This is a genomic window from Clostridium akagii DSM 12554 (assembly GCF_000686725.1).
In the GTDB taxonomy this organism is placed as follows: domain Bacteria; phylum Bacillota; class Clostridia; order Clostridiales; family Clostridiaceae; genus Clostridium_I; species Clostridium_I akagii.
Window position 1 is genome coordinate 44,333 of sequence record NZ_JMLK01000021.1, and the last position, 18,527, is coordinate 62,859.

The 18,527-nt window shown below is 32.5% G+C and carries 19 protein-coding genes, 2 tRNA genes, 1 rRNA gene and 1 other RNA gene; 22 read left to right on the top strand and 1 reads right to left on the bottom strand.

Translation table 11 applies throughout. From position 1 onward, the window contains the following. Positions 1–2 precede the first annotated feature (2 nt). The 11 genes from BR66_RS0111955 to BR66_RS0112010 all read left to right on the top strand — a co-directional run bounded on the left by BR66_RS0111955 (position 3) and on the right by BR66_RS0112010 (position 11,533). Entirely contained in the window at positions 3–1,610 is a 1,608-nt protein-coding gene (locus BR66_RS0111955) for a mannitol dehydrogenase family protein (RefSeq protein ID WP_026883147.1), read from the top strand. A gap of 73 nt (positions 1,611–1,683) precedes the next feature. Beyond that, positions 1,684–3,084 (top strand): glucuronate isomerase, encoded by a 1,401-nt coding sequence (gene uxaC, locus BR66_RS0111960; RefSeq protein ID WP_026883148.1) that lies wholly within the window; start codon positions 1,684–1,686, stop codon positions 3,082–3,084. Between the two features lie 51 nt (positions 3,085–3,135). Continuing rightward, positions 3,136–4,653 carry an MFS transporter gene (locus BR66_RS0111965; RefSeq protein WP_026883149.1) on the top strand — a complete coding sequence of 506 codons (1,518 nt, stop codon included), beginning with the start codon at positions 3,136–3,138 and terminating at the stop codon, positions 4,651–4,653. A gap of 627 nt (positions 4,654–5,280) precedes the next feature. Beyond that, the gene (locus tag BR66_RS0111975; RefSeq protein ID WP_026883151.1) at positions 5,281–5,604 is read left to right on the top strand and encodes a DMT family transporter; all 324 of its coding nucleotides are present in this window, start codon (positions 5,281–5,283) and stop codon (positions 5,602–5,604) included. A gap of 29 nt (positions 5,605–5,633) precedes the next feature. Beyond that, positions 5,634–6,080 carry a MarR family winged helix-turn-helix transcriptional regulator gene (locus BR66_RS0111980; protein ID WP_026883152.1) on the top strand — a complete coding sequence of 149 codons (447 nt, stop codon included), beginning with the start codon at positions 5,634–5,636 and terminating at the stop codon, positions 6,078–6,080. Between the two features lie 366 nt (positions 6,081–6,446). Next, on the top strand, positions 6,447–7,361 hold the full coding sequence (pfkB, locus tag BR66_RS0111985; RefSeq protein WP_026883153.1) for a 1-phosphofructokinase: 915 nt from the start codon (positions 6,447–6,449) through the stop codon (positions 7,359–7,361). A 66-nt stretch (positions 7,362–7,427) separates the two neighbouring features. Next, positions 7,428–9,299, top strand: a complete 1,872-nt coding sequence (locus tag BR66_RS0111990; RefSeq protein WP_026883154.1) for a PTS fructose transporter subunit IIABC — start codon at positions 7,428–7,430, stop codon at positions 9,297–9,299. Positions 9,300–9,604: 305 nt separating this feature from the next. Further along, complete coding sequence (locus BR66_RS0111995) at positions 9,605–10,045, top strand: nucleoside deaminase (RefSeq protein WP_026883155.1); 441 nt, start codon at positions 9,605–9,607, stop codon at positions 10,043–10,045. A gap of 183 nt (positions 10,046–10,228) precedes the next feature. Then, a tRNA-Ser gene (locus BR66_RS0112000) sits at positions 10,229–10,318 on the top strand. Between the two features lie 121 nt (positions 10,319–10,439). Further along, complete coding sequence (locus tag BR66_RS0112005) at positions 10,440–10,922, top strand: HD domain-containing protein (protein ID WP_026883156.1); 483 nt, start codon at positions 10,440–10,442, stop codon at positions 10,920–10,922. Between the two features lie 122 nt (positions 10,923–11,044). Beyond that, entirely contained in the window at positions 11,045–11,533 is a 489-nt protein-coding gene (locus BR66_RS0112010; RefSeq protein WP_051624219.1) for a hypothetical protein, read from the top strand. 124 nt (positions 11,534–11,657) lie between these two features. Here BR66_RS0112010 and lgt read toward each other — a convergent pair whose 3' ends face one another. Continuing rightward, positions 11,658–12,464: a prolipoprotein diacylglyceryl transferase gene (lgt, locus tag BR66_RS0112015; protein WP_084156505.1), complete on the bottom strand. Its 807-nt coding sequence runs from the start codon at positions 12,462–12,464 to the stop codon at positions 11,658–11,660. Positions 12,465–12,652: 188 nt separating this feature from the next. Between lgt and BR66_RS0112020 the strand changes: the two genes are divergently transcribed. The 11 genes from BR66_RS0112020 to BR66_RS0112065 form a co-directional block, all read left to right on the top strand. Continuing rightward, complete coding sequence (locus BR66_RS0112020) at positions 12,653–12,862, top strand: hypothetical protein (RefSeq protein ID WP_026883159.1); 210 nt, start codon at positions 12,653–12,655, stop codon at positions 12,860–12,862. Between the two features lie 21 nt (positions 12,863–12,883). Beyond that, the gene (locus BR66_RS0112025; protein ID WP_026883160.1) at positions 12,884–13,162 is read left to right on the top strand and encodes a spore coat protein; all 279 of its coding nucleotides are present in this window, start codon (positions 12,884–12,886) and stop codon (positions 13,160–13,162) included. Between the two features lie 118 nt (positions 13,163–13,280). After that, entirely contained in the window at positions 13,281–13,652 is a 372-nt protein-coding gene (locus tag BR66_RS0112030) for a hypothetical protein (protein ID WP_026883161.1), read from the top strand. Positions 13,653–13,904: 252 nt separating this feature from the next. Beyond that, a tRNA-Ser gene (locus BR66_RS0112035) sits at positions 13,905–13,994 on the top strand. Positions 13,995–14,005: 11 nt separating this feature from the next. Then, positions 14,006–14,270: signal recognition particle sRNA large type (gene ffs / locus BR66_RS25210), an RNA gene on the top strand. Positions 14,271–14,404: 134 nt separating this feature from the next. Next, on the top strand, positions 14,405–16,024 hold the full coding sequence (dnaX, locus tag BR66_RS0112040; RefSeq protein WP_026883162.1) for a DNA polymerase III subunit gamma/tau: 1,620 nt from the start codon (positions 14,405–14,407) through the stop codon (positions 16,022–16,024). A 68-nt stretch (positions 16,025–16,092) separates the two neighbouring features. Then, entirely contained in the window at positions 16,093–16,434 is a 342-nt protein-coding gene (locus BR66_RS0112045; RefSeq protein WP_026883163.1) for a YbaB/EbfC family nucleoid-associated protein, read from the top strand. 111 nt (positions 16,435–16,545) lie between these two features. Beyond that, entirely contained in the window at positions 16,546–17,142 is a 597-nt protein-coding gene (recR, locus tag BR66_RS0112050; RefSeq protein WP_026883164.1) for a recombination mediator RecR, read from the top strand. Between the two features lie 61 nt (positions 17,143–17,203). Continuing rightward, positions 17,204–17,479 carry a YaaL family protein gene (locus tag BR66_RS0112055; RefSeq protein ID WP_026883165.1) on the top strand — a complete coding sequence of 92 codons (276 nt, stop codon included), beginning with the start codon at positions 17,204–17,206 and terminating at the stop codon, positions 17,477–17,479. Positions 17,480–17,502: 23 nt separating this feature from the next. Continuing rightward, positions 17,503–17,757, top strand: coding sequence for a pro-sigmaK processing inhibitor BofA family protein (locus BR66_RS0112060; RefSeq protein ID WP_026883166.1), 255 nt, complete (start codon positions 17,503–17,505; stop codon positions 17,755–17,757). A gap of 678 nt (positions 17,758–18,435) precedes the next feature. Continuing rightward, a 16S ribosomal RNA gene (locus BR66_RS0112065) occupies positions 18,436–18,527 on the top strand; the annotation flags it as partial.

Consider the following 18,527-nt stretch of genomic DNA (forward strand, 5'->3'; position numbering starts at 1 on the left):
GGATGGAAAAATTAGAGTTAAATGAAAAAAGCATAAAACAAACAGAAGCATGGAAAAAAGCAGGTATAGAGCTTCCACAATTTGATGTTGAAAAGATGTCAGCTTTAACTATGGATAACCCTACATGGGTGCATTTTGGTGCAGGAAATATTTTCAGAGGATTTATAGCAGCGCTTCAACAAACATTATTAAATACCGGTAAAGCGGATACGGGTATTGTTGCAGTAGAAGGTTATGACTATGAAATCATAGACAAAATTTATACCCCTTATAATAATTTAAGTTTGCTTGTAACTATGAAACCTGATGGTGGTTTAGATAAAAAAGTTATAGCGAGTATAGGTGAAGGTCTAACAGCAGATTTTTCCAGGGAGCAAGATTTTAAAAGATTGAAGACTATATTTTCAAAACCATCATTACAAATGGTGAGTTTTACAATAACTGAAAAAGGATATAGCTTAAAAAATATTTCGGATAATGATATATCGGATGGTTTAGAACATCCTGAAAGTGTTATAGCGAAAGTTGCATCCCTTATGCACCAAAGGTATAAAAGTGGAGAACTTCCCATTGCGCTTGTAAGTATGGACAATTGTTCACATAATGGAGAAAAATTATATAATGCAATAAACACAATTGTAACTAAGTGGGCTAACAATGGAGTAGCTGAGAAAGACTTTTTAGCATATATTAATAATCCTAAAAAGGTATCATTTCCATGGAGCATGATAGATAAAATCACACCAAGACCTTCTGAAAGTGTTAAAAATACATTAAATAAAGATGGATTTACAGACACCGATGTTGTTATTACAAAGTGTAATACGTATATTGCACCTTTTGTAAATGCAGAAGGACCCCAATATCTTGTATTAGAAGATAGTTTTCCAAATGGTAGGTTGCCACTTGAGGATGCCGGAGTATTTTTTACTGATAGACAAACTGTAGAAAGGGTAGAAAAGATGAAAGTATGTACATGTTTGAATCCACTTCATACCTCTCTTGCTATTTTTGGCTGTTTACTCGGATTTAACTTGATTGCAGATGAAATGAAAGATAAAGATTTGAGAAGATTAGTAGAAAAAGTTGGATATGTCGAAGGAATGCCGGTAGTTGTTAATCCTGAGATATTGGATCCAAAAGATTTTATTAAGGAAGTACTTGAGGTAAGACTACCAAATCCTTATATGCCTGATACTCCTCAGAGAATCGTATCAGATACTTCTCAAAAAATCGGAATAAGATTTGGAGAAACAATTAAATCATATGTGCAAAGAGAAGATTTAGACCCTAATAATCTTAAATATATACCTCTTGTAATTGCAGGGTGGTGCAGGTATCTAATGGCTATAGATGATAATGGTCAGGTTATGGAATTGAGTTCAGATCCACTACTTAGCACACTTAAAACTTATGTTTCAGAAATTAAATTAGGTAGCGAAGAAAAAGCAGGTAAAAGGTTAAAACCAATACTTTCAAATGAAGAAATATTTGGATTAAATCTTTATGATACTAGCCTGGGAGAAAAAATAGAAGGTTATTTTGATGAAATGATTACTGGAACTGGTGCTGTTAGGTTAACACTTCAAAAGTATGTGGAGTGCAGGTAATAAAAATAATTTATTAAATAAATATTTTAGCTGTTGTTCTAGCAGCTAAAATATACTTAAGAGGAGTTAAGAAATGAGAAAATTTATGGATAAAGATTTTTTATTGAATAGCGATGCAGCAATTAAATTGTTTCACAATTATGCAGAAGATATGCCAATTATTGATTATCACTGCCACGTAAGTGAAAAAGAAATATTTGAAAACAAACAATTTAAGAATATCACTGAGGCATGGCTTTACGGAGATCATTATAAATGGAGAGCAATGAGAAGTGCAGGTATTGATGAAAAGTACATTACGGGCGACGCAACAGACTATGAAAAATTTGTCGCATATGCAAAAACGGTATCAATGGCCATAGGAAATCCACTATATCATTGGACACATTTAGAACTTCAAAGATTCTTCGGTATATATGAAGTGTTAAATGAGAAAAATGCACAAGTTATATGGGAAAAAGTAAACGTTTTACTTAAAAGTGAAGGTTATAGGACAAGGGATTTAATTGAAAAAGCAAATGTGAAGACAATATGCACAACTGATGATCCTACAGATAATCTAGAATATCATATAAAATTGAAAGAAGACAAGCATTTCAATGTAAACGTTTTACCAGCTTTTAGGCCTGATGAGGGTCTGGCTATTAACAAAGTAGGTTTCATTGAATGGATTGAGAAACTTAAAAAAGTATCTGATAGGAATATAGAAAATTATGATGACTTTTTAGAGGCACTTGAAAGTAGAGCAAAGTTTTTTCATTCAGTTGGATGTAGAATTTCAGATCATGGACTTGATTATGTACCATATATGGAAGCCACAAGGGAAGAAATTTCTCTGATATTTTTAAAAGGATTAAAGGGAGATATTATAAGCTCTGATGAAGAAGAAAAATATAGAACATTCACCTTGATATTTCTGGGAAAATTATATTCAAATTTAGGATGGTCAATGGAACTGCATATTAATGCACAAAGAGATAATAGTACTAAAATGCTTAATAAAATTGGACATAATACTGGATTTGATTCAATTCGTGATAGCGGAGTATCTTTTTCACTTTCAATGTTATTGAACTCACTTGATTCACAAGATTTATTACCTAAAACAATTGTATACAGTCTAAACCCTAATGACAATTATACAATAGGTGCATTAATTGGATGTTTTCAAGCAAGTGAAGGAAAAGGTAAGATACAACTGGGGGCTGCATGGTGGTTTAATGACAATAAGGACGGTATGATTGAGCAAATGAAAGCACTTGGTAATCTTGGATTATTAAGCACATTCATTGGGATGCTAACGGATTCAAGGAGCTTTTTATCTTATACTAGACACGAATATTTCAGAAGAATTCTTTGTAATTTAATTGGAGAATGGGTGGAAAATGGAGAGATTCCAGGCGACATGGAAATGCTTGGAGAGATGGTTCAAAATATTTGTTATAACAATGCAAAATCATACCTTAATATTTAGATGAAATTTAAATATGAAATACTATATTAATTAGAGAGAGAGGCAAATAAAATGTTAAAAAAATCAAGGAAGATCACTTTAGGAGTAGGTCTTGGTTATGGACTAGTTGACACCATGGGTGGAGGAGCATTTACAATTATTGGAGCTTTTTTACTATTCTTTTATACCACTTTTGCAGGTCTATCACCGATACAAGCAGCTTCTATTATTGCCATTGCTCGTCTTGTGGATGCAGTCTCTAGTTTGTGCATAGGGAGTATAACAGACAATTTTTATAAAACTAGATTAGGAAAAATATTTGGAAGACGTCGTTTCTTTTTATTGATTGGAGCACCTTTAATGGCAGTGTATGCTATGCTGTGGGTTACTGGCAGGGGCTACTGGTATTATCTAATCACTTATTTATTATTTGAGATTATTGCGGCTATGGTATTGATACCATATGAAACATTGCCATCTGAAATGACAAAGAAATTTAATGAAAGAACTATACTTTCTACATCTAGGATGTTTGTTTCCGCTACAGGTACATTTCTAGCAACATTTGTTCCGGGAATATTAATTAGTCATTTTGGTCAAAAAAACCCATACGCTTATTTTTTTAATGGATGCCTTTTCGCTATAATATTTGCTATTTGTATATTTATATCATATAAAGTTACTTGGGAAAGAGAACTTTCACCTGAAATGGAAGAGGAGTTATTAATCAAAACACACGAACATAAAAGTGTTAGACAACGCATGGAAACTATCGTTAAGATAATTATGGATTATATATCTACATTAAAGATTAAAAGCTTTAGAAAACATTTAATGATTTATATGCTATCATTTACAGCTAAAGATACATTTAATGCAGTATTCGTATTTTTCTGTGTTTATGACTTAAAAGTTACAGCTTCACTTGCTGCCAATTTGCTTTCACTTAGTATTGTGGGCATACCTATGACTATCTTTGCAGGATTTTTGATGATTAAGATAGGACCAGGTAATTTATTCAAAATATCTTACTCTATAATGATTGTATGCTTAGTAGGTTTCTATACTGTTTATGTAATTAATCCAGGATCAAAAATTGTGATTTTATTTGTAATTGCTGGAGTTTACCAAATAGGCAGAAGTATATTAGAATTTACACCATGGAATGTGTTCCCATTTATTCCTGATGTGGATGAAATTGTTACAAGACAAAGAAGAGAAGGTCTTTTTGCCGCAGTTATGACTTTCACCAGAAAGAGTAGCGTAGCCGTTGCTACATTTGTTGTTGGAGTTATATTGGAGTATGGAGGATTTGTTAAGGGACGAGCAGTTCAACCACCTCATGTAATGCATACTATTGCATACCTTATGGTTGGTGGATCTATTGGATTACTTGTAATTGCTTTACTCTTTACGTTAACCTTCCATCTTAATAAACAAACACATCTTATATTAACAAAAGAAATTGAACGATTAAAAAATAACGGTTCAAAACTAGATGTTGATGCTAAAACAAAGGAAGTTGTTGAAGATCTTACTGGATATAAATATGAAGATATTTGGCAGGAAATACCGAGGGTAAGTCTGTAAAAAAGTATGATTAAATTAATTTATCTTTCCTCGGACAAAAAGGTCTTATTTGCGGTAACATATGGTGGCGGGGATGTGTCTCAATACCAGAAGTATTGTCAGAAGAAGAAGATATGTGTGAATAGTTATTTAGCTAGGATGATTTATAACTTTATATCGTGCTAATGAGGCTTTTGATCTGTTACTATGTTAGAATTTAAAAGGGACCGCCTTATTGGCGGTCCCTTTCTTGCATAAAGGATTCAGGCGTTGGCACTTTTAAGCCCGCTTAATAGTTTCATATAATTTGCTAACATTTTGGGATCATTAATGGAGCTAAGACATGTAGCTTCCGTCATTACTTTGATCCAATGACGAAGGTTCATGTCAGCGTGACTTACTTTTAGTGCTTTTGCCACGTCAGTTATATTAGCTTTGTGGGGTCCGAAACGGTGAATGACTTCTTTTGTTGCATTGAGGATTATTTCTTTATCTAACGAAATCTTATTCAAATTTATCACCATAGGGTTATGAACTGTATGGAACTAGTCTTGTTTATTATTGACAAAATCGAATTCATTAACTACAATTAAATTAGTCCATTTATGGACTAATTTAATTGTAGTTAATGAAAGAGGGTTTTATATTATGGAATGGGTTTATTTAATTCTAGCTGTTATTCTTGAAACTATAGGAACAACTTGTATGAAGATGTCTAATGGATTTACAAGACTATTCCCAATTGTAGGAACATTTCTAGCATATGGTTTATGTTTTGCTTTTTTAGCAATAGCATTAAAAAAAATACCTGTTAGTGTGGCATATGCTATATGGGGAGCTACTGGAATTATTATTGTATCAGTAATAGGAATACTTGTATTTAAGGAAAGCGTTAGTGCTTTAAAAATACTGTCTTTACTTTTTATTATATTGGGTGTTATAGGCATGAACCTAAGTGGTGTTAGCCACTAGGTTTTGCATAAGGAAGGAGTGAGAAATAAATGAATGAAAAAGAGGAATTTAATGAGGAAATAAATCTTTATTATAAATATTATTTTGAATTTGGCGATACGTATCATGTTTGGGCTAAAAATCATGGTATTCAGGATACAGTTCTATTTGTTCTACATGAAATAAACGAAAAATTACCTTACTGTACTCAAAATGAAATTTGTGGAAAACTGTTTTTACCAAAGCAGACAGTGTCGTTAATATTATCTGGGCTTGAAAAGAAAGGGTATGTTTTGAGGGAATTAAATCCTCAAGACCGTAGAAATAAGATTGTTAGGTTCACGGAGCAAGGAGAGGAATATGCAAAAGGCATACTTGACGAACTTAAAGTGGCAGAAATAAGAGCCTTAGGTAATATGTCACAAGAAGAAAGAAAATCTATGTTTGCAAGTTTTAGTTTATTATCTGATTTATTAGCTAAAAGTCTTTCTAAATGAGGTGGGAATGATACCATTACCAACATACAACTTAAGTTGCTTTAATCACATTCATTGAGACAATACATTGCTTATGTAAGAGGATATCACTTGGTCAAATTTTTCTAAAAGGCCAGGATTTATGACTATGCTTTAAAGAGCTACATCAACCAACACAAGACTAACAACAATCTCAGCTGTAGTCACAGCATGAACAATTTAATATTTCATATACTAATGATCCATTTATGTTTAAATGTGAGCGAAATTAAAAGAAATCAAAAATAATATGATTGAATTTGATTATATATGTTGTTTAGTGATCGTTTTTATATTATCATGTGTATAAGGGTATTAAAAACCAATAGAAAAGGTAGTGATGAAAAGATGATATATACTGTAACTTTTAATCCCGCCATAGATTATGTTGTGAACGTAGACAATTTTAAAGCTGGAATAGTTAACAGGGTTAGCAGTGAAGAAAAATTTGCTGGTGGAAAAGGTATAAATGTATCAAGAGTTTTAAATAACATGGGTGTAAAAAGTAAGGCATTAGGGTTTGTCGGAGGTTTTACTGGAAAATTCATCATTGATTCATTAGAAAAGCAAGGCATTGAAACTGAATTCATTGAGATAAATGGAGATACAAGAATTAACGTTAAGCTTAAATCAAAGGGAGAAACAGAAATCAATGGGGCAGGTCCAATTATTGAAAAGGAGGATTTGAACAAATTATTCAAAATAGTAGAAGGATTAAACTCAGAGGATTATCTAGTACTAGCAGGAAATGTCCAGAAATCTGTTCCCAGTGACATATATGCAAAACTTCAAAAAAAGTGTAGTTCTAATAATGTGAAAGTTATAGTTGATACAACAGGCAATGCTTTGGTAGCGACATTAGAGAACAAGCCATTTTTAATAAAGCCTAATAATCATGAATTAGGTGAAATTTTTAACAAAGAACTTACAGATCAAGATGAAATTATAGAATATGCAAGGAAGCTCATAGTTATGGGAGCACAGAATGTAATTATATCTATGGCTGAAAAAGGAGCCCTTTTAATTTGTGAAAGAGGAGTATATCATGCAACTCCTGCAAAGGGAACAGTAAAGAATTCGGTTGGCGCAGGAGATTCAGTTATTGCAGGATTTTTAGCTAAATATTCAGGGTCAAAGGATTTAATTGAAGCTTTTAGGTGGGGTGCTACATGCGGAAGTGCAACAGCATTTTCAAAGGATTTATGTACAAAAGAAGACGTTGAATATTATTTAGCACAAGTAAGTGTAAATAAAATAGATTAATAATTGGCCCTTAATTGGGCTGTTTATATAAACTAATGAAATGTAATTTATTACAGGAGGAAAAAGATGAAAATAACAGAACTTTTAAGAAAAAACACCATAATTCTAGATTTGAAATCTACAAATAAAGCAGAAGTAATTGATGAATTAGTAGAAAAATTAGATAGTGCTGGAATATTAAATGATAAAGAAGAATACAAGAAAGCAATTTTAAAAAGAGAAGCAGACTTCTCAACTGGAATTGGTGAGGGAATAGCTATACCACATGCAAAGGTTGCAGCTGTAAAAACTCCAGCCTTAGCCTTTGGACGTTCCATGCAGGGTATTGATTTTGATTCTCTAGATGGTAATCCAGCAAACATATTTTTTATGATTGCAGCGACTGAAGGGGCTAACAATACACACCTAGAAACATTATCAAGATTGTCTACTATGCTTATGAATGAAGAGTTTAAAAAGAAACTTCTTATTGTTGACACTGAGGATGAAGTTTTAAGTTTAATTGATAGTCAAGAAGAAGAAAAATTAGAAGAAGAAAATGCTGAAGAGGACGTTGCAGAAATAGCGGAAGGCTCAAAGGGTTTAGTTTTAGCCGTAACAGCATGTCCTACAGGAATAGCACATACTTACATGGCAGCCGATGCATTGAAGAATAAGGCTAAAGAAATGGGAGTAGACATAAAGGTTGAAACCAATGGTGCTACGGGAGTTAAAAACAGATTAACTGATGATGAAATATCGAGAGCATCAGGTATAATAGTAGCTGCTGATAAACAAGTTGAAATGGCAAGATTTAATGGAAAAAAAGTAGTTATAGTTCCTGTGGTACAGGGAATAAAAAGGCCAGAACAACTTATAAATCAAGCATTGAATGGTGAAGCACCTATATATAACCACGAGGGTGGTTCTGAAAAAACAAATACCAGAGAAAAGACTGGTATTTATAAACATCTTATGAGTGGTATTTCAAATATGCTTCCTTTCATTGTTGGGGGAGGAATATTAATAGCTTTATCATTTATATTTGAAAAGAGTACAAATCCAAACTTGTTATATTTGTCTAAACTACTTTCAGTTGTTGGAGGCGATAATGCATTTGCACTTATGGTACCAGTACTGGCTGGATTTATTGGCATGAGCATTGCAGACAGACCAGGGTTTGCTCCTGCAATGGTGGGTGGATTTTTAGCATATCAAAGTAAAGCAGGATTTCTTGGAGGACTTATTGCAGGATTTCTTGGTGGTTATGTAGTATTGCTTCTTAAGAAGGCTTTCGCAAAATTACCGGAGTCACTTGAGAGCATAAAGCCAGTGCTTATATATCCATTACTAGGCATTTTTATAACCGGGGCTATAATGTATATTTGTATAGACGGACCTGTTATCGAAATAAATCTTTTACTACAACATTGGTTAGGCAACATGGGAACAGGAAATAAAGTGCTACTTGGAGTGATTCTTGGTGGAATGATGGCAATAGATATGGGCGGCCCCATAAACAAGGCTGCTTTTGCATTTGGAATTGCAATGATAGCTTCAAAAAATTATTACCCACATGCAGCTGTTATGGCTGGAGGTATGTCTGCACCACTGGGAATTGCTCTTGCTACTACATTCTTTAAAAATAGATTTACAAAACAAGAGAGAGAAACCGGTCTTAGCTGCTATGTAATGGGAGCCTGCTTTATAACAGAGGGTGCAATACCTTTTGCAGCCGCAGATCCAGCAAGAGTTATTCCAGCAACTGCAGTTGGTTCTGCAGTAGCAGGAGGACTTGCATTGTTCTTTAATATAGGACTACCAGTTCCACACGGTGGTGTATTTGTAATTGCATTAGTTAAAGGTAACCCATTACTTTATATATTATCAATTCTCATAGGTGCCATAGTAACTTGCATTTTACTAAGAATCTTAAAAAGACCTATTGAAACAGTTTAAGGGTTCTACACCTTGATTAAATAGATATTTCAAATAGATATTTCAAATATCTATTTAACCCCAAATATTGTCTTTAGAACAAAATTAAAACTTAGTTAACAAAATATTCTTATAATATTATGGATTTGTAACAAAAAATCAACATAATCGTAACAAATATAATGTAATATAATATTATAAAGATTACCCCTTTAAAATTTGTTTTATGCCAGTGTAAAGCTGGCATATTTTTTTGTGCATTTTTATATGATATAATAAATAATAACAAGCAAAATGTAGAGGCTGTAGATCACAGGAGAGAAATCATGGAAAAAAAATTTTTAGAAGAAGCGTTGATAGAAGCAGAAAAAGCAAGTAAACTGGGTGAAGTTCCTGTGGGGGCTGTGCTAGTTAAAGATGGGCAAATAATAGCAAGAGCTTTTAATAGAAAAGAATTATTTAATGATTGTACTGCTCATGCCGAGGTATTAGCTATAAAAGAAGCATCACAGAAACTTAAAAATTGGAGATTAAATGATTGTGAAATGTATGTAACGCTTGAGCCATGCCCTATGTGTGCGTCAGTAATAGCGGCGTCGAGAATAAAACGAATATATATTGGCACATTTGATCCTATTATGGGGGCATGTGGTTCTGTAATAAATCTTTTACAAAATGATTATTTGAACTATAATATTGATGTTAAATGGATGTATTCTGAAAATTGTAGTAGTATAATCACAAATTTTTTTAGAAAAATCAGATAGGCCATAACTGTCCTAAATGATAGTCTATCTTTTGTCAGATGCCTTAATGTCATTAAAGTTATAATTAATTTTAATTTTATACTTGAGATTTACGTATAGGTAATAGTATAATGGATAAGGCATGTTTAGAAAAGTTATGAGAATGTTAGTTCGTTTTTATTATATATCTAAGTAAAAATATGTGGAGGGATGTCCGAGAGGTCGAAGGTGGCAGCCTCGAAAACTGCTGCGGGGGAGACTCCGCCAAGGGTTCGAATCCCTTTCCCTCCGCCAAAATTTTAGATTCAGTCCTCTGGAAGTATCTTAAATAACTAAATAACTTTTTAGACTATAGCTTAGTTAGATTTCAATTTAGCTATAGTCTTTTTTTATTAAATTTAAAAGAGGTGCAAAAATGGTTGATAAAGTAATGATAGATATGATTATTTATTTTGGATGTGATGTTACTCGGATAAATCATGCTATTAAGGTTTATGGGTTTTCTAAAACTATAGGTGAACTGGAAAACTTAGATAAGAAAGAACAGTTGATTTTAGAAGTCACAGCTATCTTGCATGATATAGGTATAAAAGTAAGTGAAGAAAAGTATAATTCTTCTTCTGGAAAGTATCAAGAAATAGAAGGACCAGCAGTAGCAAAGGGACTGTTAGAAAAATATAATTTACCCGAGGATGTGCTTAGCAGAATATTATATATAATAGGTAATCACCATAGCTACAATAAAATAGATGGAAATGAATTTCAAATATTAGTTGAGGCAGATTGTTTAGTAAATATATTTGAAGATAAGATGGATAAGCAAGCCATAGAACATATAAAAAATAAATGTTTTAAAACCAAATCAGGCTTAAATTTTGTTGGGAGTATTTATCAATAGTTAATGATTACTTTGCAGCAATGAGATTCTTCACGGACTGTTCACAAAGTTGGCAAGGGATTTACACAAATAAAATATAAACTCTTATTATGATCAAATATTTAAAAAAGGGTGATAATAAGATGAAAAAATTCAATAAGATTGCTGTTGTTCTAGCAATATTAAGTATGACATTGTTCCTATTTGCAGGATGTCAAAGCAAAGATAGTTCAGATTCAGGTAATGGAGGAACTGGCCAGAGGAAGACATTCGATAAGAGTACTATGGAGAAAAACTACAAAGATAAGCTAGCCGCACTTGTGAAGGAAGGAACTATAAACCAAGATCAATCGGGTAAAATATTGACTGCTCTTACTGCTAGATTCGATAAAAAGTCACAAGGAAAAGGCGGACAAGCAGGCGGTAACACTGCTAAAAATAGTGGCAATAGTACAGGCGGAAATCCACCAAACGGTAATGGGGGTGGACAAGGAAAGGGCTCATTTAATCCATTAAGCGAACTAGTAACTCAAAAAGTTATTACTCAGGCTCAAGCAGATACAGTAACAAAAAGCGTAATGGGAAATAGGCAAAATGGTGGTAATAACCAAAATGGACAAGGAAATCAATAGAGTTAAGTTAAAAAATTCATGATTGATATGAATGTTTGGGGATGTAGGTAGCTTTGGTGCAAAGCTACCTACATCCCCATTTTATTATTTTTTCTATTTTAACAAAAAAACACTATCTAATATTTTAAGTAGCGGATTGTTTTTTCTTTCTAAAGTAGTAAAATATAAAAACTATCCAAGATAAGATTCCAATTAAGCTAACAACTTGTGCTATTCTTAATGGTCCAATCATAAGACTATCAGTTCTTAGGCCTTCAATGAAAAATCTACCCACTGAATATAAACCTATATAACTGAAAATAACAATACCAGAACGTTTTGATCGTTTCAATATGGCTAAAAGGATGAAGAATATACAAAGATCCCAAATTGATTCATATAAAAAGGTAGGATGATAGTAAGTGCCATCTATGTGCATTCCATTCTGAATAAACATAGGAAAATGTTGTATGAAACTATAAGAAACGGGACCACCATGGGCTTCTTGATTAAAAAAGTTACCCCACCTTCCTATGGATTGTGCAATTATAATTGAAGGAGCAATTACATCAGCATAATCCATGAATCGTAGCTTTCGTCTATAACAATAGGTGAAAGAAGATAGGAGACCTACGATTACGCCACCATGAATCGCAAGGCCACCTTGTCTAATGTTTAATATTTCTATTGGATTATTAACATAGTCACCGAAACTAAAAATAACATAATAGAGTCTTGCACCTATTATAGCCAATGGTAAGGATATTAAAATCATATTTAAAAGTTCATCATAATTAACGTTTTTTAATTTTGACGTATAACTTGAAATTACAATTGCAAGCAACATACCGCAGGCGATTATTATTCCATACCAGCGTATACCAAGACCAAATACTGAAAATGCTATTGGATTCATTTTATCACTCCTTTTATAAGCTTTCTTTAAAAGCATATCCAAAATCAATTTTACAACATAGTTGTAGAAAAATAAACATAGTTCTTTGTATTTGATGACTTTTTTCAATTATGGGATAGATATCAAAATAAAAAAATTTTATTATACGGATAAAATCATAAAAAAATGATAACTATAATTAAGTAGCAAATTGAAATTTTAATATGATAAGGAGGTACTATAATATGGAAGCTACGGCGTCAAAACAATTAGAGGCTAGCAATTTAAAAGTAATTAAAGACGAAATAGGTTATGAGTTACTTATGAATAAGAAATTTTATCAATATGGTCAATACTGTACAGATGGAGGACTAAAGCAACTTTGCAATGAAGCAAGCAATATTCATAAAAACAACTTTAATAATTTAAAGACATATTTGGATTCTCATCAATAATAGAGTAGGAGGTTTTTTATTATGGCAAGTGCAGGTAATTTTAGTGAAAAAGAATTGATGCAAGATTTATTGGCAACAGAAAAACAAGTAGTATCTTCTTATAGTACAGGAATTACAGAATCATCATGCCCAAATTTAAGAGATACCCTAGTAAATAATTTTAAAAGTGTTCAAGATGTACAATACAAAGTTTTTGATGCCATGAGGCAAAAGGGTTGGTATCCAACAAAAGATGCTCCAGAAGATGAAGTTAATCAACTTAAAAATGAGTCTAAGCAGATGTGTAGTGAACTAAAATGAATTTAAATGAGCAGGGTTATTTAGAAACCTTGCTTATTTTTTTCACAAATCTGCTAATTGTTTTTCAAAAATTAAGAGAGTATAATATAAGTATAATGAGAAGAAAGGTGGTATACATATGGCAAAAACCAAGTTCGCCTACCTAAGACCTTTATTTCAGGAGCAATCTTCCACTAAACAAACCTGTAATTTTATTGAACTAGGAGTAGATAAAAAAAATATTTTTTCTGATGAAAAATATGGGGAATTTAGTGAATATGAAAAATTGAAAAGTATAATGAGCCAAGGGGATACCTTGTATATTAAATCACTACGCGTATTAGGTACAGATACAATTCAAATGATTGATGAATGGAATAAGCTGAGAAAAAATTCTAAAATCAATGTAAACGTTTTAGAAACATATATGATGGATATTGGCAGTGATAGGGATAATATAGAATCAGAGCAATTAGTGAAAAGTATACTTAATTTTGAGGCAATAATATAGCCGTTATCAATAAAAAAATCATGGTAGCAAAAGAATGTGAGTAAAGCCACATTCTTTTGCTACCACAAATTTAATGGGGACTATAGACGATTTTTTATACCTCAGAGGGTGGAAATGTGTATAGAAATTCTAATTAAAAATTTCATTCTTGACGAATCAGCATTTAAAGGATATAATAGACTTCGTGACAAATTAATAAAACAAGTTGTGTGATTATTTCACCAGATAGTCGCAGATAAAGAATGTAAATGTGGAGAGATGTTCGAGTGGTTTATGGAGCCCGCCTGGAAAGCGAGTGTTGGGGAAACCCAACCGGGGGTTCGAATCCCCCTTTCTCCGCCATTAAAACTTTGTTGTGCTAGACGGGGAGTCAGCGGTGCCTTGTAACCTGCAATCCGCTATAGCAGGGTTGAAATCCTTGTGTAGGCTTTGGTCTGTAAGGTCTGCCTTATAAAAGTGGTGTTGAGAGTTGGGTCCCACGCAATGGAAGTTCATGAAATCCGTCAGGTCCGGAAGGAAGCAGCGGTAAGTGAATCCTTTCGTGTGCCGTGGAAAAACCTGATTTGAGCTAACTAGATAAGTAACGCTTATAGGCTATTGTCGAATCAAGGTGCACGACATTTAATTAAGAAAAAAAGTTAAGATGCTTAATAAAGCATCTTTTTTGTTATATAATTAACTTAAATAAATGATTATAACGTAGTATAATATAATAGAAGGAAAACATGTTTAACGACAAAGAGGGTGAAAAAGTGGGGTACAAAGCACTATACAGAGAGTGGAGACCTAAAACATTTGAAGAAGTAGTTGGTCAAAAACACGTTACCATAACATTAAAAAATCAAGTTGAAAATGATAGAATAGCCCACGCGTATCTTTTATGTGGAACTAGGGGTACTGGAAAAACCTCAACGGCTAAAATACTTTCTAAGGCTGTAAATTGTTTGAATCCAATTGATGGAGAGCCATGTAATGAGTGTGAGATGTGTAAAAAAATAGATGCTGGCCTTGCTATAGATGTTACGGAACTCGATGCAGCATCACATAATGGGGTAGAAGACATAAGAAACATAATCGATGAAGTGCAATATCCACCACATGAGAGTCGTTTTAAGGTTTATATAATAGATGAGGTTCACATGCTTTCAGTTGGAGCAGTAAATGCGTTTTTAAAAACACTGGAGGAACCTCCTAAAAATGTTATATTTATTTTAGCAACAACGGATCCACAAAGACTTCCTGCAACTATTCTTTCAAGATGTCAGAGATTTGATTTTAAAAGAATAAAAAAAGAGGATATGTTTCAAAGGCTTAGGGAAATTGTTACAAAACAAGGATTCTCTGCAGATGATAAAAGTTTGTATTTAGTAGCTAGAATATCAGATGGGGCCATGAGAGATGCACTTAGCATGTTAGATCAGGCTATAGCAGTAGGTAGTGGCAAGGTTGAATATGATGATATTATAAATATGCTTGGACTTGTAACCAATGATTATCTTGTAAAAATAACTGATGCACTAATAGAAAAAAACGTTGAAACTGCAATGAGGGTAGTGGAAGATGTAGTTATAAATGGTAAGGACATAAATATATTTATTAAAGATTTTATAGTTCATATGAGAAATCTTATGATGGTAAAGGTTAGTAACAATCCAGAAGAAATAATAGATTTGTCAGAAGAAAATATTAAAATATTAAAAGATCAATCAAGTAAAATAAGAATAGAAGAAATAATGAGATGTATTAGAATATTGCAGGAAACAGAAGAACAGTCAAAATGGAGTAAACAGAGTAGAATATATTTGGAACTTGCAATTATAAAAATGTGCAAGTCAGAATATGATACATCTAACGAGGTTATATTGGTAAGACTTAATAAAGTTGAGCAAACTATAAAGCAGGGAGAAATGAACTTTAGTAAAGAGAGTACTATTGGAAATGCTAAAGAAGAACTGAAAAGAATAACTAAGCAAGTTAAAAAACCACAAATTAATGAACAATTAATTGAGCAAGCTATAAATAGTGATTCTAAGATAAGTTTAGAGGATGTGAAAAAGGTTTGGAAAGACATCCTTGAAACGTTTAAGGCAAGAAGATTTAGAGTTTTAGGAGCCCATCTTACAAATGGAGAGCCGGTGAGTTGTAGTGGGAGTATTATAGAAATAAGATTCCACAAAAATTATAATTTTAGTAAGCAAAACCTGCAAAGAACAGAAAATAATAAAGTGGTTGAGGAAATTTTTTCAGAAATACTTAAAGAAAAGGTAAAAATAAAATATAGTGTTGAGTCGGATGAGCCAGAAGATACTTCTCCAGAAGATATACTAAAGCAAGCGTTTGGTGAAGAAATTGTTGATATTATTGATGAATGATACTATAAATGGTAAAATAATTTGAATGCTAAATTTAAATTAAAAAAATATTTTAGGAGGTTTTATATATGCCAAAAGGTGGATTCCCAGGAATGGGCGGAGGAAACATGAACAACTTATTAAAGCAGGCGCAGAAAATGCAAAAACAGATGGAGGATATGCAGAAGGACCTTGAAACTAAGAATTATGAAGCAAGTGTTGGTGGTGGAGCTGTTACAGCTATAGTAAGTGGTAAAAAACAATTGATTGATATAAAAATAAAGCCAGAAGTAGTTGATCCTGATGATGTAGAAATGCTTCAAGATCTAATTATATCAGCATGCAATGAAGCAATGAAGAAGGCAGAGGATGAATCTTCAGAAGGAATGAAAAAGATGACAGGCGGAATGAGCATGCCTGGAATGTTTTAATTAAGAAATAAATTTAAGGTATCTTCTAAAAAATAACAAGTCATTATTATGATATATTTGACTTGTTATTTTATTTCAGATGTATTACCAAAAACAATTGAGGTGAATGTGTTGGATTTTTATCCAGTGGCAATAGAAAAATTGATTGAAGAGTTTGCTAAGCTCCCAGGTATAGGATATAAAACTGCACAAAGACTAGCACTATATGTATTAAATCTACCTAAGGATGAGGTTGATGGTTTTGCAAATGCCCTTATTAAGGCTCGTGGGACCATTAAGTATTGTTCAGTATGTGGAAATTTTACGGATTCTGATCCATGTGCTATTTGCTCCAATCCAAGTAGGGATAAAGGAACTATCTGTGTGGTAGAAGAGCCTAAAGATATTATGTCAGTGGAAAGAGTTAGAGAATATAATGGCGTGTATCATGTGTTACATGGTGTCATATCACCGATGGCAGGAATAGGACCAGATTCAATAAAACTAAGAGAACTAGTAACTAGAATGAAGGATGATGTCAAGGAAGTTATCGTTGCAACTAATGCCAATGTTAACGGAGAAGCTACAGCCATGTATATATCTAAATTACTTAATCCATTAGGAATCAAAGTTACTAGGATTGCACATGGGATACCGGTTGGCGGGGATCTTGAGTATGCTGATGAAGTGACTTTATCAAAAGCTCTTGAAGGTAGAAAACAAATATAAGTAATATTTGTCCCATTTTATATCTATAATTGTAAGGAGATATGAAATGGGAGGTTTTCTTATGATCAGGAAAAAAAGCACTAAAATTACTAGTAATGAAATAGGTTATAACGATGATAAGAAGAATATAATTGCAGCCATAGAAGAAGCTAAGAAAGAACTACAGGAATGTAGAGACTATTTTGAATTTGTAGACGAACCTGTGCTTGTTGATTATGCTATATATAAAGAAGCAGCAGCCAAATCAAAGTATGCATATCTTATTGAACAAGCTAAAAAGCTTGGCATAAAGGTAAATGGGTTTAGTATGCATATAGACGAGGAGTATGTAGAATAATCTATCAATGAGGGGATGATTAAATGGAATACGTTGGTTATTTTTTAATTGCCATAATAGCCCTGTTTATTGTAGTTAAATTATTAGCATGGCCATTAAAGATATTGATTAAGTTAATAATAAATGCTGTACTTGGAACTATACTATTATTTCTTGTGAATTTAATTGGAATTCACTTTGGATTTGTCATTGGTATTAATATAGTAACGTCACTTATAGCTGGTTTCTTTGGTGTACCAGGGGTTATATTCCTCATAGTATTTAAACTAGTATTATAGATTTTGTATAACATCACCATTTCAATAAAATAATTGGTGAGTATACCATCATGGGTTTTTACATTTCGTATATAATTTTTCAAGCTGTTTTGTATATATTAAAATATATCGACAGCTTTTTTATTTTGGCTTTTTATCTATGTCCTTGAAACTTGTATTATTATAAACTACATTGAGTAGATAGAAGAATTGAAATTAAACGCACAGAACAATATGATTTAAGTAAGTATATGAAAAAGTTGTCCACTGGAAATTAGTATTTAGTAATGAAAAATTGCATATTTTACATGAAATTATCCCATAGTAATGTTATACATTACCGTGTGTATCCTATATAAGAAATCAATGAATATATATAAGGAAACAAAGGATAGGGGCTTTAATTTAGTTTATTGAGGTATAGTTAGTAAACTAGTGACTATAATAATGTTATTATAGAACACGTCGCAAGAAACAAACGAGAAAAAAAAGAAACAGCAAACTGAAATTGATACTGAAAAAAAGTATTGACAAAGGGTTTGAACTTGTGATATTATATAAAAGTTGCCTAACGGCAACACAGTGATCTTTGAAAATTAAACAGAGAATAAGAATTAAGTAAACCAGCAAATTTCTTTGAATCTTAGAAATAAGATTTAAAATATTTATATTAAGCGAAATGAGCTTAATCAAACACTTTTTTATGAGAGTTTGATCCTGGCTCAGGACGAACGCTGGCGGCGTGCTTAACACATGCAAGTCGAGCGAGAAACCTTCGGGTTTCTAGCGGC

Coding starts and splice junctions, on each gene's coding strand:
- BR66_RS0111955 (WP_026883147.1), top strand. CDS start 3: ATGGAAAAATTAGAGTTAAATGAAAAAAGCATAAAACAAACAGAAGCA.
- uxaC (WP_026883148.1), top strand. CDS start 1,684: ATGAGAAAATTTATGGATAAAGATTTTTTATTGAATAGCGATGCAGCA.
- BR66_RS0111965 (WP_026883149.1), top strand. CDS start 3,136: ATGTTAAAAAAATCAAGGAAGATCACTTTAGGAGTAGGTCTTGGTTAT.
- BR66_RS0111975 (WP_026883151.1), top strand. CDS start 5,281: ATGGAATGGGTTTATTTAATTCTAGCTGTTATTCTTGAAACTATAGGA.
- BR66_RS0111980 (WP_026883152.1), top strand. CDS start 5,634: ATGAATGAAAAAGAGGAATTTAATGAGGAAATAAATCTTTATTATAAA.
- pfkB (WP_026883153.1), top strand. CDS start 6,447: ATGATATATACTGTAACTTTTAATCCCGCCATAGATTATGTTGTGAAC.
- BR66_RS0111990 (WP_026883154.1), top strand. CDS start 7,428: ATGAAAATAACAGAACTTTTAAGAAAAAACACCATAATTCTAGATTTG.
- BR66_RS0111995 (WP_026883155.1), top strand. CDS start 9,605: ATGGAAAAAAAATTTTTAGAAGAAGCGTTGATAGAAGCAGAAAAAGCA.
- BR66_RS0112005 (WP_026883156.1), top strand. CDS start 10,440: ATGGTTGATAAAGTAATGATAGATATGATTATTTATTTTGGATGTGAT.
- BR66_RS0112010 (WP_051624219.1), top strand. CDS start 11,045: ATGAAAAAATTCAATAAGATTGCTGTTGTTCTAGCAATATTAAGTATG.
- lgt (WP_084156505.1), bottom strand. CDS start 12,464: ATGCTTTTAAAGAAAGCTTATAAAAGGAGTGATAAAATGAATCCAATA.
- BR66_RS0112020 (WP_026883159.1), top strand. CDS start 12,653: ATGGAAGCTACGGCGTCAAAACAATTAGAGGCTAGCAATTTAAAAGTA.
- BR66_RS0112025 (WP_026883160.1), top strand. CDS start 12,884: ATGGCAAGTGCAGGTAATTTTAGTGAAAAAGAATTGATGCAAGATTTA.
- BR66_RS0112030 (WP_026883161.1), top strand. CDS start 13,281: ATGGCAAAAACCAAGTTCGCCTACCTAAGACCTTTATTTCAGGAGCAA.
- BR66_RS0112045 (WP_026883163.1), top strand. CDS start 16,093: ATGCCAAAAGGTGGATTCCCAGGAATGGGCGGAGGAAACATGAACAAC.
- BR66_RS0112055 (WP_026883165.1), top strand. CDS start 17,204: ATGATCAGGAAAAAAAGCACTAAAATTACTAGTAATGAAATAGGTTAT.
- BR66_RS0112060 (WP_026883166.1), top strand. CDS start 17,503: ATGGAATACGTTGGTTATTTTTTAATTGCCATAATAGCCCTGTTTATT.